Origin of the sequence: Acinetobacter sp. ME22 (genome assembly GCF_022012315.1) — a bacterium.
Lineage (GTDB): Bacteria > Pseudomonadota > Gammaproteobacteria > Pseudomonadales > Moraxellaceae > Acinetobacter > Acinetobacter brisouii_A.
The window spans coordinates 60,301-76,944 of the sequence record NZ_JAKLTL010000007.1 but is presented as its reverse complement, the minus strand read 5'-3'; the positions used below and the strand labels follow the sequence as shown (position 1 = coordinate 76,944).

Below are 16,644 nucleotides of genomic sequence, written 5' to 3'. Positions count from 1 at the left end.
ATACGAAAGTATTTTGCTGCCTTAATAGGTCTATGTCTACTTATATCCTAAAATTATCAAGTGAGCCTCTAACACTATTTTGGTCACACATTGTCTGTAATATTTTGTTTTGTAGACAACTGTTCCAACAGAAACTTTAGTGAGTAGATCTAGTCCACAGCAACCTAGTTCTTTCTCGTTAAATTCTCTTCATTTTCAGGGAAATACTATTAGCTAAAAATGATGGTTCAATTTATCAGTACCTTATAATAACGAACTCGCTTCTTTAGATTCAACAAGACCCTATTTGCGTCTTTGCAGCACAACCTATCGACATCATCAAAAGAAAACTTGATCTATATCTTAGGCAGCACTGGTCATACGTGCTTGTGCGTGGCTCAAGACATATTCGATCGCCTGTTCCAATAATAGATTTCCTTCTACATAGGTATGTTCAGGGACTGCCAATGTTTCAGCAGGTGCTTGAACATACTGCCCGTGATACTGTGCAACTTCATCACTTAACTTTTCAAATAGCATATTTAAGGTTTTTGCCGTCATTTCTGGATGACACTGAAAACCAATCGCTTGTTGCTTATATTGATAAATCTGATGTGGGCAAGCGGTATTGCCTGCCAATAATATTGCTCCTTGTGGTAGCTCAAAGGTTTCCGAATGCCATTCTAGAACCTGCACTTGCTCAGGAATCTGCCAAACTGTTTGAGCATCCAGATCTGCAACCTTATAAATGTTGTGCCAACCACGTTCTTTCTCAGGATTTTTACTGATTTTCGCACCTAGTGCCTTGGCAATCAGTTGCCCCCCTAAACATAGCCCGATTGCAGGCTTTCCTGTTGCCAAATATTGCTGAATCCATTCAATTTCTGTGGTGAGCCACGGATAAACTTCATGATCATTCACACTCATCACACCGCCCATAATCATGAGTAAATCCACATCTTCAATTGCAGGCAGTGCCTGTAGTTCTAATGCAGTTTGAAGTGGTAAGGCAAAAAATGCGGTTGCGCTAATCTCGGCTTGTCGTTGTTGAAAATAGCTTAAACAACTACCAAAGCCTTCACCTTCAATATGTTGAAAATAGTGCACGCGTAATGCTTTGCTCATAAAAAAACCTTTATTTTTTTCATTAAAAGAATTATATTTTCCCTATGGTAAACTTAAATTAAGATGACAGCTATCATAATCTGTCATGTTTATCAAAAAAAATGCTATAACAGATATTTCTTGTTTATCATCTTCTTATGCAAGTTGCTGTTTTATTGAGCATTTAATCAGTAACTTGACCTTTTAAAATACGAAATTAACCGATCCTGACCTTGCAGCATCAACAACTTGTGCTACATTAAAAACAACAATTAGACCTAAGAGTGCAAACTCCAAGAGAGGCTAGAATGAAACGTGTGATTGCTTGTATTGATTCCTCACCCTGTATTAATGCCATTGCAGATGCGGCGGCATGGGTTGCGAAGCAGACACATCGAGAGCTGGTGCTATTACAAGTTTTGGACTATTACCCTGCCAGTTATCATTTAGGGGAAATTAGTGGCGTGATTGGCTTTGAAAGTAACGCCATGCTACTCAAAGAACTTGCCGAATTAGAACAAAAACAAAGCGAACTTGCGATCAACTATAGTAACAACTTGCTGGCGCATATTTCTAAAATGGTCAAGGAAAAGCATGAGATTGATGTCACCATCATCCAAGAAAAAGGCGACTTTCTTGAGCAAAGCTTTAATGTACTCCGAGAAGATGATATTGCAATTTTAGGTCGAGTGGGTGAACGTGCTGCTGAAAAAAATAAAGTCATTGGCAGTAATGTTGAAAACTTTATTCGAGGAGCAAAATGTACGGTCATGACCATTGGTGATCATTTTAAAGCACCCACTCGTTTTATTTTCGCCTATGAATACTCACCAACCTGCCTAAAAATGATGCGCCGCATTGCAGAAAGTGACTTACTACGTCAACTCCAATGCCATTTACTCTATGTTGGTGATCATCCTGATGTATTGACTGAACCCGCTGAATTTTTAAAATCACAAGGGCTAGATGTTGTGGTCGAAGCCCGTTATGGCGATGTTGCGGAAAGCATTATGGAATATCAACGCCAACACGGCATTCAACTGGTCTTACTCGGGGCATTTAGCCACAGCAAAATCCATCAATTTTTCTTGGGTAGTATTACCACGACCATTTTCCGAAATTTGAATGTGCCTATGATTGTCGCAAAATAATTGGGGAAAGTTGTCCATAGTTATCCGCATAATCTGTGGATAACTCTATGGACAGAACATCTAAGTTATTTATTATTATCAATAAAAAGCAATTGGTGATTTTTTGTTACATCTGCCATTATTTGACAATTGCGATGGCAAAACCGTCATGACCTTTGCTGCCAACTGTTTGCAATGCCGTGCAAGACAATAAACGTGGATGATCTTGAAGTGCAACAAATGTTTCACGAATTCCCTCAATACTTGGCTTGTGATTGTCAGGGTTAATAATATCGCCTGCACGAATCACATTGTCGAGTACAATCACCGTACCTGAATGTGAGAACTGTAAACTCAATTCTAAATATTCAGGATAGCTTTGCTTGTCAGCATCAATAAAAATAAAATCAAACGGTTCGGTACTGTCTGGCAATCCACGAAGCACATCCGCTGCACGCCCGACTTTTAATTCAATTTGAACAGGATAATTGGCTTGATCAATATTGCTTTGAGCCATTGCTGCATGGGTATCACGCCCTTCGATTGTGAGTAAATAGCCATCTTCAGGCAATGCTCGCGCTAACCATGCCGTGCTATATGCAGCAAACGTTCCTAACTCTAAAACTCGTTTGCAATGATTCATCTGAATCAGCATTTGCAGCAGCATACCTTGATTGGGTGCAACTGCCAGATGATTTGAAAGCCCATGTTCAATGGTATTCTCAACGATTGTTTGCAGTTTTGGATCTTCAGAAATTAAATGTGACTCGATATATTCATCTAACGCTGTCCACATTTGTTGCATGATTGGCTCACCTTATTTACGATCAAGCCATTGTATACATTTATATCCCGAGTTCAATTTTTCATAAAAAAAAGAGACCAAAATGATCTCTTTGCACGATCCCATCGTACTTGAATTTTACAGGCTACACATCGAAGAACCGCGACTTAAGTTAGGCCCCCAAGTACGGTAACCTTGCGTATCGATATGGATTTGACCCGAAGCATATAAACCCAAGCCCATATTTAAGCTTTGTCCATACTGTGTCCAAAATTGGCATAACTTAAACTTGGTATCTGCAATAAATGCCAAATCTTCAGGCTGTGGATACTGTGGACCAATTCTAAAATCAATGGCTGAGTTAAATAAATGACGTGAAGAATTGGCGCCACCTGCACACTGATTGGTTGGCAAATCACGATAGACCGAGGTCACTTCAAAATCAGTGAGCACTTTAGTCGCAACTAAATACTTAAATATACGTAAAGTTGCGACCTGATTATGCCAAAGTTCGCGATTTGGCACAGCATACTCAGAACTGCCACATTTTTGCCAGTCACGCGCGCTACGCAATAACTCAAAAGCAGGCACAATATTACCGACATTATTTTGATCTAAAAAACGCTCGTATTCATAAGCACGCTGGCGATTTTCCCCTTGAGAAAGCCAAAGGTTATAAGATGCAGGGACAATTTTTGGGGGGACAGGGCGCTCAGTCTTGACCTGTTCTTCTGGGATGTGAATACGCTTACCCATTTGCGAATAATTGTAGCCTGTCTGTTGCGTTGTGGTGGTACAACTCACCAAAAAAAACGAAACCACACCTGTGGCAAACAGGTGTTTTGATACAGATTTAATCATTGAAAATAAAACAAAGGAGCGGGATTGTGGCTATTGTACTGCAATCCCGACTTGCAAAATTGGATTTTTTTAAACGAAATGTGAATGTTTGGTATAAAAAAAGATCAGCATTTGCTGATCTTCCAAACTTACTTTTCTAAGTATTGTAGTTTGTCTGTCTTACCGTTCCACTCTTCGCGATCTGCGGGTTGATCCCCGATTTGTGTAATGTTTGGCCATTTTTGCGCAAGTTCAGCATTGAGTTCGATGAACACTTCCTGACCTTCTGGCAATTCATCTTCCGAGAAAATTGCATTGGCTGGACATTCTGGTTCACACAATGCGCAGTCGATACATTCGTCTGGATTAATAACGAGAAAATTTGGACCTTCATAGAAGCAGTCTACTGGGCATACTTCAACGCAGTCTTGATATTTACATTTAATACAGTTTTCAGTGACAACAAAGGTCATGGCGACAGCTACCTAAAAAATATGGTTTCGTTCAATTGCGCTATTGTAGGCAAAAAACCAAGCAACAAACAATTCCTTTTATTGATATTAATTATATAAAAGGCTGTTAATTTGAAATAAAACTGATTGATTCTCATTCACAACCAGTTTTACTCTATTTTAACTTATTTATTGCACTGATTTTTTAGCTAATGCTTTTAATTCATACAGTTGCTCAAGTGCCTGACGTGGCGTCAGATCATCAACATCGAGCTTTTGCAGGTAGTCTAATGCAGGTGAAGCGACCACAACTTCAACCGTTTTTTCGACAATTTCAATCTCGGGTTCAATTTGCATAAACAGGTCATTTTGAACAGAAGCCTGCAAATGCTGCTGTTGCTGTTTTTCCAAAATCTTCAGACGTTTTTGTGCATCCTTGATTACCCCGACTGGAATTCCTGCAAGTTTTGCCACTTGTAAACCATGACTCTGACTGGCTGGGCCCTGCTGCACTTTATGCAGCAAAATGAGCTGACCATTCAGTTCTTTTGCCGTGACATGGTAGTTGTCAATCCCTGCTTCTTGAGCCAGTTCGGTCAGTTCAAAATAATGCGTGGCAAATAGGCATAGACATTTCACACGCTTGGTCAAATCAACTACACACGCCCAAGCCAGTGACAAACCATCATAGGTACTGGTTCCACGCCCAACTTCATCCATAAGCACCAAGGACTGATGTGTTGCATGATGCAGAATTTGCGAAGTTTCAGTCATTTCCACCATAAAGGTCGATTTACCTGTTGACAGGTCATCCGCAGAGCCAATACGGGTAAAGATACGGTCAATCGGCCCAAGCTGTGCAGCCTGCGCAGGCACAAAACTACCGCAATATGCGAGCAGGCTAATCAGGGCTGTCTGACGCATAAAGGTCGACTTACCCCCCATGTTTGGCCCTGTAATAATGGCCATACGATGCTGTACATCCAAGAACGTATCGTTAGGTGTATATGGTGCTTTATTGAGTGCTTCTACCACAGGATGGCGACCTGCGCTAATCTTAATGCCAATTTCAGGACTAAAGCTTGGACGTGCCCATGTATATAAGCGTGCCTGCTCGGTAAAGTTACTCAAGACATCGACTTGTGCAATGGCTGCACTCATCATCTGCAAATTGGCAATGTTTTGACGTAAGGTTTCCAGTAAAGCTTCAAACAGCATTTTTTCACGGGCTAAGGCACGTGATTCACTCGACAACACCTTATCTTCAAAACCTTTCAGTTCAGGCGTGATATAGCGTTCTGCATTTTTCAAGGTCTGACGGCGAATATAATCCGCAGGGGCTTGCTCCGCTTGGGCACGCGTCAGCTCGATGTAATAGCCACTGACACGGTTATAACCAATTTTGAGTGTATTAATCCCTGTACGTTCACGTTCTTTAATTTCTAAATCAATCAGGAATTGTCCTGCATGATCACGAATTTGACGAAGTTCATCCAGTTCAGTGTCGTAGCCTTCTGCAATGACATTCCCATCACGTAGCAATACAGGTGGATGTTCAACAATCGCCGCCATGAGTTCTTGATGGAGTGCTTTAAAATCGCCAAGCTGCTGATCTAATTCAGTTAAAAGTACTGATTTTTGCGACTGAATCACAGGCTGTAAGGCATGACGTAACAGTGGAATCTGTGCACAAGCATGGCGCAACTGCACCAGATCACGCGGACGAGCGCTGCCCAGAGCTACACGACTTAATACACGTTCAATATCACCAATTTCTTTCAGCACCAAACGTACAGGCGTTTCATGATAGCCCTGCAACAACTGCTCAATCGCATCTAAACGTTGATCAAGCAATACCGTATCTCGAATCGGCTGCATGAGCGTGCGGCTAAGCAAGCGTCCGCCCATTGCGGTTTGACAATGGTTAATCAGTTGAAATAAAGACGTGCCATGTTCAAATAACGGCTCAATAATTTCCAAGTTACGGCGGGTCACAGGGTCAAGTGCGATAAAATCACTCGACTGCTCCAGTTGAATCGAACGGATATGTGGCAGCGCAGTTTTTTGAGTTTCTTTGGCGTAGTGAATTAATGCTGCCGCAGCCGCTTTTGCTAGGGGTAAATGGTCAATCCCAAAGCCTGACAAGGTTGCCACTGCAAACTGGTCACACAAGGTTTTTTGGGCATTATTTAAATTGAAGTCGACATTTGGGCGTTTGGTCACTGGACAATCGAGTTGTCTTTTGATGACTTCTAAAATATTTTGATCAACAAGATCTTCATCGATCACGATTTCACTTGGCATTAAACGCGCCAAATCAATTGGTAACTGTTCAGCCGTGTAGGTTTGTTGTTGAACTTTAAAAATACTGGCACTTAAATCCAGTAAAGCAATCCCGATCTGATTCTGCTGAATGCATAAAGCAACCAAATTTGAGGACTGATAGCTGCCAAGTAAGGCATCATCCGTCAGAGTACCAGGTGTTAGAATACGAACCACTTTACGTTCAACAGGTCCTTTACCTGTCACCTCACCGACCTGTTCACAGATCGCAACCGTTTCACCTGCCTTGACCAAACGAGCCAAGTAACCTTCCGCCGCATGATATGGCACACCTGCCATTGGAATCGGTTCACCATTGGTTTTGCCACGATGGGTTAAGGTAATTCCGAGTAATTTTGCAGCTTTACGGGCATCGTTAAAAAATAATTCGTAGAAGTCCCCCATGCGGTAAAACACCAAAGCATGTTGATGCGCCATTTTGACTTTTAGGTATTGCTGCATCATTGGGGTATGGGAGGAAAGATCAGCCATGATTTTACTGTCTGTCATATCAATTCATGCCTTTAAAGTTTCAAAATTAAAATGCGTAAACGTTTGGCTTACTGACCAATGCAAGTGGCGCATTTTAGCAAAAACTCACTGTCTGCCACACCGTCAAGCGAAATAATCTCAACAAATGCCTAAAACCTCAGCTTGGATGCTCTGATCTTTTTCGCTAGAATGCCTGCTCTGAAAATAAATCATTTTAAAATAATGAATAAATACAATTTTTTAGTGCTTTTGTGTTTAAGCCTGAGTACGGCTGCTTGTCAAAAAACTAAACCTGACTCCACAAAAACAGCTACGCCTGAAACGACAACTGAAAATCATGTCACAGTCCCTAAACCTATTGATCCTGCTCAAAAATGTCAAGATCTTGATCAGCAGCTCAAGCAATACATTCAGCAAGGCATCACACCTAAACAACTGATTACATTTAACACTGAGTTAAAAGCATGTGTTGCTCATATTCCACTGGAGCAGCGTTATGCATGGTTAAATGCAACTGACAAGCTTTATTCAAAATTTAGAGAACAATATGAATCTCAAAGCTTGTATAGCTATCTTGAGTTAATTCAACCCATGTATGAACAAGAGATCCGTGAATCCAAATCGCCTACACAACATAAAGTAATGCGAGAACAGCTGACTCAAAAACGTCAGCAGGCTTTGGCTAAGCTCACTGATCAACAACGTTTGATTGTTCAGCATTTAAAAGAACTTTATTTAGATGTGTTTTGTGTTGAAGGGCTTGATTTTATTATTACCCAACATCCACGTTATAACACTGAAATATTTGCACCACATCTTCCTAAAGCCGACCAAGTTTACTTGAAAAACGCCTTAGCAGAATATGATGGGGGAAATGTTGATGTAGATGCAGGTTTATCAATCAGTTTTGATGAAGTGGCGAAACGTGTAATGATTTGGGATAAGTATCAATCTGACTTTCCAAACAGTCATTTTTATGCAACTGCCAATGAAAATTTACAATACTATCGACGCTTATTATTGCTCGGTCTTGAAAATACGCCTGTGATTATAAGCTATGATGATCCATCGATCTTTGTCGACCCTAATGCCCTGCGTGCGATTACCCAAGTCAGTCAAGCACACTCTAGTTCTAGCCCGATTGCACAAAAATTCTTAAAGATTATTCAACAGAATCAAGCCGCATGGCAACAATTACATACAGAAGATGTCAACCAAGAAACGCGACAGCAGAATCAGCAAGAATTTTTTGATAAAGTTCACAAACAAGTAGAAGCCTTGCTTGATCAAGCAGATGCCTCAACCAAATAAATAATACAACCTACGAACTGGATTTTTCCAGCTCGTCATGTCGTTAACTCAAGGACATTGAAGAAAAGCGCATCACTTTAGAAAGTAGTTCTTGTTTACTGCCTACGTCCGCTTTTTGAAAGATATGCCGCACATGAGTTTTAACGGTAGCCAGACTGGAAAAAATGGTATTGGCAATTTTGAGATTATCAAAACCCTGACAAATATATTTTAAAATTTCCAGTTCCTTACGCGTCAAGCCAAAGGTTTCCTGAATGACCTGATATGGAATTGCCTGATAAGAAAATAAGTGATTGGAAAATGCATACAGACTTTCAATCATGGCAAAGTCTTGGGTTGAGAAATCACGCTGTTCACGAATCAGACTGACTCCACGCACAGGACGCTGCTGATCCAGATAAATCAGTTCGATATGATCCTGAATCTGCCATTTATGCATAAATTGGGCATACTCAGCATTAATTTTTCGGGTTTTTAACGCACAACAATGTAATTTGTTTTCAACCAAGACCTGAAAATGCACAGGGTCACAATACTGTTTTTCTGAGACATATTCATCGAGTGAAATCTGTTTCACTCCCTGATGATAAAAGTTCTCTGCCCGCTCACCGCTAATATCATATGAAATAAAACCATCAATCGGCATAACACGTTGTACTGCTTGAATAAAATGATCTGTAAAACCAATCCAGTTGATTTGATTCATATCCTGTTCCCTCCTAGAACTGACAGCATGTCCATCATGCTGCCAGATAACACTCCACGCCTGCGTTTAAGCTTGTGTCACATGTACCGATTGTTTATGAGTAAATTGCAATAAACCATCTAGACCAAATGAAAAACCCAAACCTGAAAGTTTCCAACCACCAAATGCTGCCGATGGAGACAAATCACCATGACTGTTGACCCAGACTGTGCCTGTTTCCAGTGCTTCAGCAATCGCTTGTGCTTTATCCAAGTCCTGCGTCCAGACTGAACCACCTAGACCGTATTCGCCTTGGTTGGCTTTTGCCACGACTGCATCGACATCACTAAATTTAACAATTGGTAGTACAGGGCCAAACTGCTCTTCATCAAGCAAAGCAATACCATCTTTTACGTTGGCAACCAATGTTGGTGCAATAAAATAGCCCTGTTCAGGATGTGTCACGCGCTGATTGAGAATTTGTCCACCATTGGCAATGGCATCATCCAAAATGTTTTTGACTTTTTGATACTGAACGCGGTTTTGCACTGGGCCAAAAGTGGTATTGGCATTGAGTCCATCGCCCACCACTTGCTGATCGGCAATTTCCACCAGTTTTGTAGTTAAGGCATCATAAACTTTTTCATGCACATACAAACGCTTTAAGCAAGCACAAGTCTGACCCGCATTTAAAAATGCTGATTGGAAAATCTTGCCTGCAACAGCATCGACATCCACATCATCAAGTACAATTCCGACATCATTACCGCCAAGTTCAAGTACCACACTTTTTAGCGATGCAATCGAGCCTTGTAAAATGTGCTGACCTGTACGGGTTGAACCTGTAAACACCACTTTATCGACTTGAGGGTGTTCGCTCAGGGTTTTGCCCACTTCGCCAGTCCCCAGCACCAAATTACATACGCCTTTTGGAACGACTTGGTTAATGATGTCCACCAAACGAATCGTGCTTAATGGCGTAAATTCTGAGGGTTTATTCACCACACAGTTTTTGGTTTTCAAAGCAGGAATAATGTGCCATACCGCAATCATAAATGGCCAGTTCCAAGGTGTAATGGAAGCCACCACACCCAATGGACGGTTATAAACATTGACCTGTTTGCCTGTTGGCTCAACATAATGTTCAACAGGAATTTCAAGTTGGGCAATGTGTTGAATCCACAATACGCTCAAGTCCACTTCGAGTTGAGCCAAAAACAGTGGTTTACCCTGTTCTTGGGTAATGAGCTCAGCAAGGCTAGCTTTTTCTGCCTGAATTTTGTCGGCAATTTGCAATAAAAGCTGTTGAATGTGCTGATCATCGGTCTTTTTCCAGCTTTTAAATGCCTGACATGCCGCAGCGATTGCCAAGTTGACTTGCTCAACAATTGCTGAAGCCACTTCTGCCAAGACTTGCTCGTTGGCAGGGTTAAGAACTGCAACTTGTTCACCCTGACCCTGTACCTGTGCACCATCAATAATTAAACTGGTGTTCATAACTTCACATTCCTTTTACTGAGATCAGTCCCCTGATCTAGAGTTGTTGAGTAACCTGTTCCACGGTTACATCAAAATATTGCATTGAAAGAAGAAACCTTTAGATCAACCGATCTGTGTCTTGGTTGATTGTTCTTGTCAAAACGAGACATCTTTTTCATCAAACCTGATTTTAAATTAATATAAAATCGTAATTTTGTAAATATATTAACTAAAATCAAATTTCCACATTTAATCCAAGTTAATATATTAATTATTTAACTTTTTACACATATTTAAAAGACTCAATTTAAAATTAAGATTTTAAATCTAGTGCCAATTCAACTCGCCCTTTACGCTGTAAATACAATCCATAAGCCACGCCCAATGCTGTCCAAATTACCCCTAAAATCAAGGCGTCATGCTGCATATTGGCAAATACTGCCAGTACAATCACAATGCCAAGCATAGGCACACAGACATGTGGTAGGAAACGGCGCTGTGGGTTACGTAATCCCAAATGCACCAATACCGAAACATGCAGCAATAGAAAGCCTGCCAATGCGCCAAAGTTCACAAACAGTGCCAAGGTATCAACATGGTCTTTCATGATCAGTGCCACGGTTAAAGAAATTAAGGTAGAAACAATCATGGCAACATGCGGAATCTGCGTGCGTGGATGAATCTTGGCAAGTGCTTCAGGCAGTTGTTGATTTCGCCCCATTGCAAACAATACCCGCGCTACACCGACTTGCATCGGCAAGGCATTGGTAAAACTCACAAAAATTGTGGTCAACCATGCAAAAACCAGTGCTGCCCAAGTTCCAATTTGCTGAGTGAGAATTTCATAGATCGCTGCGGCAGGGTCATGAATGTGTAAACCTGCTGCCAGATTCCCCACAAACCAAGTGGAGACAATAAAGATCGTGGCGCTAATCAACAGCACCAACATAATCGCCTGCCCGACCAGTTTGCGACTATCACCTTTCACTTCTTCTGACAGCGTGGTAATTGCATCAAAGCCCAAGAAGGCAATAATGCAAATTGAGGTCGCAGCAAAAACTTTTTTCAAATCAAAAGTGTCTGCCTGATAAATCGGGGCAAGGCTCAAACCGCCTGTCCCTTTGCCATGATGCAAAGCGATGTAAGCGAATACCAGTACACCCACAATAATCACAAACTGGACTGCAACACTGGTCAGGCTGACTTTAGTGGATACTTTGACCCCACGCCAATTCACAAAAAAAGCAAATGCCACCAGCAATAAAATCCATACAGCACGACTAATCGATGGCATTAAGGTTTGCATGCCAATTGACATTAAAATAAATACCAATGCAGGAATCAGTAGATAATCCAGTAAAATCAGCCAGCCCGCCAAGAAACCAGCAAAGGGGCCAAGTGCCATTTTGGCATAAGCATAGACTGAGCCTGCCTGTGGCTGTTCACCTGCCATCATGGCGTAGCTTTTAGCGGTAAAATAAATGCAGATTGCACCCAAGATATATGCCAGTGTGATCAAGCCACCTGAGGCATCCCAGACAAAACCGAAGGTTGTTAATGCTGCGATCAATGACAAATAGGCTAAGCCATATGCCACCAAATCGATTAAACCCAATGAGCGTTTCAGCCCTGATGCTGACTCATGCACTTGTGCCATCCGCTACTCTCCATATTTTTAGATGCGCTGTGCTGTGACAGCTCAAAATCCTGTGTGCTTAGCCTGATTTAAATCCCTGTCAATTTAGTCCTCGACTTTAGCGATATACGCATTAACCAACGGCAAATAACTTGCTAAGATACAACTCAAATTTAAGTGCTATGGAATCTCAGCAATTGCTTAGTTTTAAAGTCAATAAATGCTCAATTCAGGGTGTGAATTTATTATTGACACAACAGATTTGGAAAATCTTGTAAAAAAACGACATGGATGGACGCATGCAATTAGATAACAATCAGGCTGCTGAGGATCGAAGGAATCGACTCTCCCAGTTATCAATGCACTTACAGATTTTGGTGATTGTAGCTGCACTTCTACTCAGTGGCTTGCAAGGTCTGCGCTACTTAGAACAGCAACGGACACAACGCTTGAACCTAGATTGGCGCAGTGTGAACTATGTCGATCAGCAATTTTATTTTTATATTGAACCTCGTTATGTGGCTCGAAAAAATGGGCAAACTCGAGATGGTTATCTAATCTCGATTTATGACTTAGACAAGCATGTTGTGTTATACAAACAACTGATGAAACACCCATTATTTGACCCACAACCCCTACTCAACCATCCACAGAAAATTACCCAACTCCAGCTGTTTCAGGGACATGATCCCAAGCGCATACAAAGCAATCAAACCGAGTTCAATCAAGCACAACTCGTACTTGCAGATGGCAAGTTTGAAACATTGCAAAATAGCATCTTGCGTAAAGACAATGCAGGACTACGCCAACATAATCAAATTTTATTTTGGAGTTGTTATCTGTTTATTTTGCTCAGTAGTGGACTGATCTTTTTTGTCTTTTCACGTCAAATCCGTACGACAAAGCTGCTGAAAAATCCATTAGTTTTATTAATTCCCATTGCACTGTACAGCGTGATAACCGCCAGTGCTGTTGTATTGCAACGCCTGAGCTGATCGCTTTGGCACTATCTTTGCTTTAACTCCCGCTACTTGGCTGATGGTGAATGGATGATGTCTGTCTTAACCCGCACAATTTTTACTGAACAACCTTTTTTTGTGTTCTGTTCGCGTCTGCATCAACAGCGTCGTCAGGTCAATCATCCTTTGATTTCAGACTATTACGACTTGGAACTTGCTGATACACAAGATCAGGTGATTGCGATTCCAGATGGCTGTGTCGATATTTTATTTGAATGTAACACTAGCCAAAACCATGCATGGATTTGTGGGACAACCTTAAGTGCCAAGACCGTCCAGTTACATGCGGGTATCCATTATTTCGGGGTGCGTTTTCACCCAGGCGTAATTCCACAGTTTCAACAACTTGCTGCACATGAGTTGCTTGATCAAGAATACAAACTACTGGATATTCTTCCGCAAGCCGAGGGTCTAATCGAGCAGATTCTAGAACATACCCAGTTTGAACAACGCATCCGTTGCTTTGAGCAATTCTTAAATCAACATCTGTTACATGCGCTATCCGATATTAGTCTGGCAGTGCTGAAATGTATTTATCGCTCAACTTCACAATTTAAAATCAAGGAATTGGAACAACTGACAGGTTATTCTTCACGACATATTCAGCGGACGTTTAAGCAAGATACGGGGTTATGTCCCAAATCGTTTTTTAATATGATGCGTTTCCAGTCTGCAATTCATCATTTACAGCACTCAGTGCAGCACAGTATTTCAGATTTGGCGTATGACTTAGGCTATAACGACCAGTCACATTTCAGCAAAGATTTTAAAAAATATGGCAATACCTCTCCACATGCTTTTTTGAGTCAGGTACGTCTGTATGCAGATCAAAGGCTGTACTCTTAATCACAGCCTGAATTCCCATTTTTCTTTTGAGATGTGTTTACACGAGAAACTCATCATGCAAAGCCTAATTGTTTTTTCTTGGTGCAAAATGCTTTATTTTAAGGCATACCTTTTTTAAAAAAATTACATCTTTTTATTATTTAATATATTAACTAAGTTTGTTTCTTGTCATAATAATCACTCCATAGTCCATCGAGAAATAGTCGTGGCAACCTCCTCAAAACGCCTGATTTATTTATTGGGTATGTTGGTGGCATTTGGTCCTTTGTCGATTGATATGTACTTGCCAAGCCTGCCAACCATTGCCCATGATCTGCATGCCAGTGCATCGCAAGTTCAACTATCGATTACCATTTTCTTTATCGGGTTTAGTTTGGGCATGCTGGTGTATGGCCCACTCTCAGACAGTCTAGGACGAAAACCACTGTTACTGGTCGGAATCAGTATTTATATTTTGGCATCATTGGGTTGTGTCTTTGCCTTTAATATTGAATCGCTGGTATTTTTCCGTCTGCTACAAGCGATTGGGGGCGCATCTGCTTCGGTGATTTCTCGGGCATTGGTACGTGATTTATTTCCACCACAGGAAACCCCGAAAATCTTGTCGTTTATGCATATCGTCACCATGATTGCGACCTTGATTGCACCGATTTTTGGCAGCATCATCATGCAGCTTTACCATTGGCAGGCGATTTTTATCTTTTTAAGCCTATTTTCCTGCCTGATTTTATATGCTGTGTATCAGCAAATTGAACATAAAAAACCCGTAGGCGTGGCGCATAATTTACTGGCGAATTACTGGCAGGTCATAAAAGTCAAACCAAGTTGGGGCTATATGCTGTGCTTGGGTGGAACTTTTGCAGGGATGTTTGCTTACATTACTGGTTCATCGTTTATTTTTATTCAGCAGTTTCATTTTTCTGCGACTCAGTATGCGCTGGTATTTGCATCCAATATTTTTACCATCATCGTATTTTCTTATTTAAATACCCGACTGCTCAAACGTTATAGTCCACAGCAATTGCTCAAAGTCTTTGCCAGTCTGACCTGCGCTGCGGGTTTGTTTTTATTGAGTTTGAGCCTAACAGCACATGATCAAGCAATTTGGATCATGCTTGGGCAGTGCTTATTTGTCGGCATGACAGGTGCAATCGGGGCAAACTCGATTGCCAGTCTGCTGCATTTATTTCCGAAACTAGCAGGCACAGCTTCAGCACTTGCGGTGTCCTTGCAATTTGGTTTGGGTGCTATCGCCAGTTATTTAGTGACTTTGTTTTATGTTGCCAACTCGACGCTTGCCATGACAGGTGTAATGGCTGCCTGTGGTGTCGTGGCATGTTGTAGTATTTTTTTGTTTCAGGACAAGACATGAACTCCAAAACATCTCCAAATTTATTCTTTAATTTAAAACCTGTGATTAATCTGCACACTGCACAGCAACTCACGCAAGCGGCACTGAATACTGCACGTAAATTGCAAATTGATGTGGTGATTTGCGTGGTTGATGCACAAGGAAATATGGTGAGTTATGCACGGATGGATAATGCACCTGTGGTCAGTTATGCCTTTGCTCAAAAAAAGGCATTTACCGCAACAGCACTACGACGTAGCAGTGCCGAATTTTCTGAATTGATGCAACCTGAACAGCGACTGTATGGCATGCAACATAGTGATGAACGCTTGCTCGGTGTGGGTGGTGGCTTGCCGATTTTCTGTCAGGGACAGTTGATTGGTGGCATTGGAGTCAGCGGTGGCTCGATTGCTCAGGATATTGAAATTGCACAGAGTGCCTTGTTTACTTGTCAGCTTTTAGCTTGTTAATGACATCGATATTTGATGGATGATTCTGCTACGGCTAACTGCAATGCTCAGACAAAACCTGACCATGATACGCCTTAATAAATTAAGCTTAACATAGCGATATGAGCCTTCTTCATTTGAAGGCTCAGGTCATACTTCAATACATTTTAAGAAATTGACAACGCTTTAATTCACTTTGCGTATTCATAACATTGAACCATAAAAAAACAGATACCTGATGGTATCTGTTTCCTTGGTTATGTCTTGAAGGTCACTACTTCTTCTCGCGCATAACCCTCCCTCTTTGGAGATGGGTCGTTTGTATAAAGGGGAGTTATACAAACCTCCAAATCTGAAGATGGAAGCTGTTACACCGCTGCAAAGTAATGCTTAATAAAGAAGTCGCTTTTAACTTCCCAAACGGTTGATGTGCCTTTGGCTGCGACAAAGAAATCCCCTGCGTTATAGTTGTGCGTTTCGCCTGTGCTTTCATCGGTAATGCTGAGTTCACCAGCGACAATTACAGCCTGTTCTGAAAATGGGTAGACCAAGCGATATTTACCTTGTTTAGTCCCAAAATAACCTGCGCTGATTGCATCAGTCGGTGCGCCAAGGGTCATTTTGCCGAAAATATCAACATTATGTTCGGTAAGTAACTCACCGCCCAAGTCGGTAATTTGTCCCCAAGCATCAAGGTCTTCAAGTTGCACTTGCGGATTGATTGTCACAAATGTAGTCATTGTCATTTCTCCATCAAAAAATTAT

General features: G+C 41.3%; 15 protein-coding genes. 6 read left to right on the top strand and 9 right to left on the bottom strand.

Features of this window, described 5'->3' with window-relative positions; genetic code table 11:
* Window positions 1–342 precede the first annotated feature (342 nt).
* On the bottom strand, window positions 343–1,104 hold the full coding sequence (locus tag LVY74_RS11180) for a type 1 glutamine amidotransferase (RefSeq protein WP_237815121.1): 762 nt from the start codon (window positions 1,102–1,104) through the stop codon (window positions 343–345).
* Window positions 1,105–1,391: 287 nt separating this feature from the next.
* Between LVY74_RS11180 and LVY74_RS11175 the strand changes: the two genes are divergently transcribed.
* Window positions 1,392–2,234: a universal stress protein gene (locus tag LVY74_RS11175; protein ID WP_151709096.1), complete on the top strand. Its 843-nt coding sequence runs from the start codon at window positions 1,392–1,394 to the stop codon at window positions 2,232–2,234.
* Window positions 2,235–2,352: 118 nt separating this feature from the next.
* Here the strand turns inward: LVY74_RS11175 and LVY74_RS11170 are convergent, their stop codons facing one another.
* From LVY74_RS11170 to mutS, 4 genes are all read right to left on the bottom strand, one after another.
* The gene (locus LVY74_RS11170) at window positions 2,353–3,018 is read right to left on the bottom strand and encodes an O-methyltransferase (protein WP_237815120.1); all 666 of its coding nucleotides are present in this window, start codon (window positions 3,016–3,018) and stop codon (window positions 2,353–2,355) included.
* A 117-nt stretch (window positions 3,019–3,135) separates the two neighbouring features.
* A complete protein-coding gene (locus tag LVY74_RS11165) occupies window positions 3,136–3,858 on the bottom strand; it encodes a D-Ala-D-Ala carboxypeptidase family metallohydrolase (RefSeq protein ID WP_237815119.1) in 723 nt (240 codons plus the stop codon).
* A gap of 128 nt (window positions 3,859–3,986) precedes the next feature.
* Window positions 3,987–4,310, bottom strand: a complete 324-nt coding sequence (gene fdxA, locus LVY74_RS11160) for a ferredoxin FdxA (protein WP_151778147.1) — start codon at window positions 4,308–4,310, stop codon at window positions 3,987–3,989.
* Window positions 4,311–4,478: 168 nt separating this feature from the next.
* Entirely contained in the window at window positions 4,479–7,121 is a 2,643-nt protein-coding gene (gene mutS / locus LVY74_RS11155; protein ID WP_237815118.1) for a DNA mismatch repair protein MutS, read from the bottom strand.
* 204 nt (window positions 7,122–7,325) lie between these two features.
* On the opposite strand from mutS, the gene LVY74_RS11150 reads away from it, so the two are divergent.
* Window positions 7,326–8,414, top strand: a complete 1,089-nt coding sequence (locus LVY74_RS11150) for a hypothetical protein (protein WP_237815117.1) — start codon at window positions 7,326–7,328, stop codon at window positions 8,412–8,414.
* A gap of 43 nt (window positions 8,415–8,457) precedes the next feature.
* Here LVY74_RS11150 and LVY74_RS11145 read toward each other — a convergent pair whose 3' ends face one another.
* The 3 genes from LVY74_RS11145 to LVY74_RS11135 all read right to left on the bottom strand — a co-directional run bounded on the left by LVY74_RS11145 (window position 8,458) and on the right by LVY74_RS11135 (window position 12,235).
* Window positions 8,458–9,120, bottom strand: coding sequence for a response regulator transcription factor (locus LVY74_RS11145; protein ID WP_237815116.1), 663 nt, complete (start codon window positions 9,118–9,120; stop codon window positions 8,458–8,460).
* Window positions 9,121–9,186: 66 nt separating this feature from the next.
* The gene (locus LVY74_RS11140) at window positions 9,187–10,596 is read right to left on the bottom strand and encodes an aldehyde dehydrogenase family protein (protein WP_237815115.1); all 1,410 of its coding nucleotides are present in this window, start codon (window positions 10,594–10,596) and stop codon (window positions 9,187–9,189) included.
* Window positions 10,597–10,891: 295 nt separating this feature from the next.
* Entirely contained in the window at window positions 10,892–12,235 is a 1,344-nt protein-coding gene (locus LVY74_RS11135) for an APC family permease (protein WP_237815114.1), read from the bottom strand.
* A 278-nt stretch (window positions 12,236–12,513) separates the two neighbouring features.
* Here LVY74_RS11135 and LVY74_RS11130 point away from each other — a divergent pair, with 278 nt between their 5' ends.
* The 4 genes from LVY74_RS11130 (at window position 12,514) to LVY74_RS11115 (ending at window position 15,900) form a co-directional block, all read left to right on the top strand.
* Window positions 12,514–13,209 carry a hypothetical protein gene (locus LVY74_RS11130; protein WP_237815113.1) on the top strand — a complete coding sequence of 232 codons (696 nt, stop codon included), beginning with the start codon at window positions 12,514–12,516 and terminating at the stop codon, window positions 13,207–13,209.
* Between the two features lie 54 nt (window positions 13,210–13,263).
* Window positions 13,264–14,079, top strand: coding sequence for a helix-turn-helix domain-containing protein (locus LVY74_RS11125; RefSeq protein WP_237815112.1), 816 nt, complete (start codon window positions 13,264–13,266; stop codon window positions 14,077–14,079).
* A 205-nt stretch (window positions 14,080–14,284) separates the two neighbouring features.
* A complete protein-coding gene (locus LVY74_RS11120; protein WP_237815111.1) occupies window positions 14,285–15,451 on the top strand; it encodes a multidrug effflux MFS transporter in 1,167 nt (388 codons plus the stop codon).
* Window positions 15,448–15,900: a GlcG/HbpS family heme-binding protein gene (locus LVY74_RS11115; RefSeq protein ID WP_237815110.1), complete on the top strand. Its 453-nt coding sequence runs from the start codon at window positions 15,448–15,450 to the stop codon at window positions 15,898–15,900. Before LVY74_RS11120 ends, LVY74_RS11115 begins: the two co-directional genes overlap by 4 nt.
* A gap of 347 nt (window positions 15,901–16,247) precedes the next feature.
* On the opposite strand, the gene LVY74_RS11110 is transcribed toward LVY74_RS11115, so the two are convergent.
* Complete coding sequence (locus LVY74_RS11110) at window positions 16,248–16,619, bottom strand: cupin domain-containing protein (RefSeq protein ID WP_237815109.1); 372 nt, start codon at window positions 16,617–16,619, stop codon at window positions 16,248–16,250.
* Window positions 16,620–16,644: the final 25 nt, after the last annotated feature.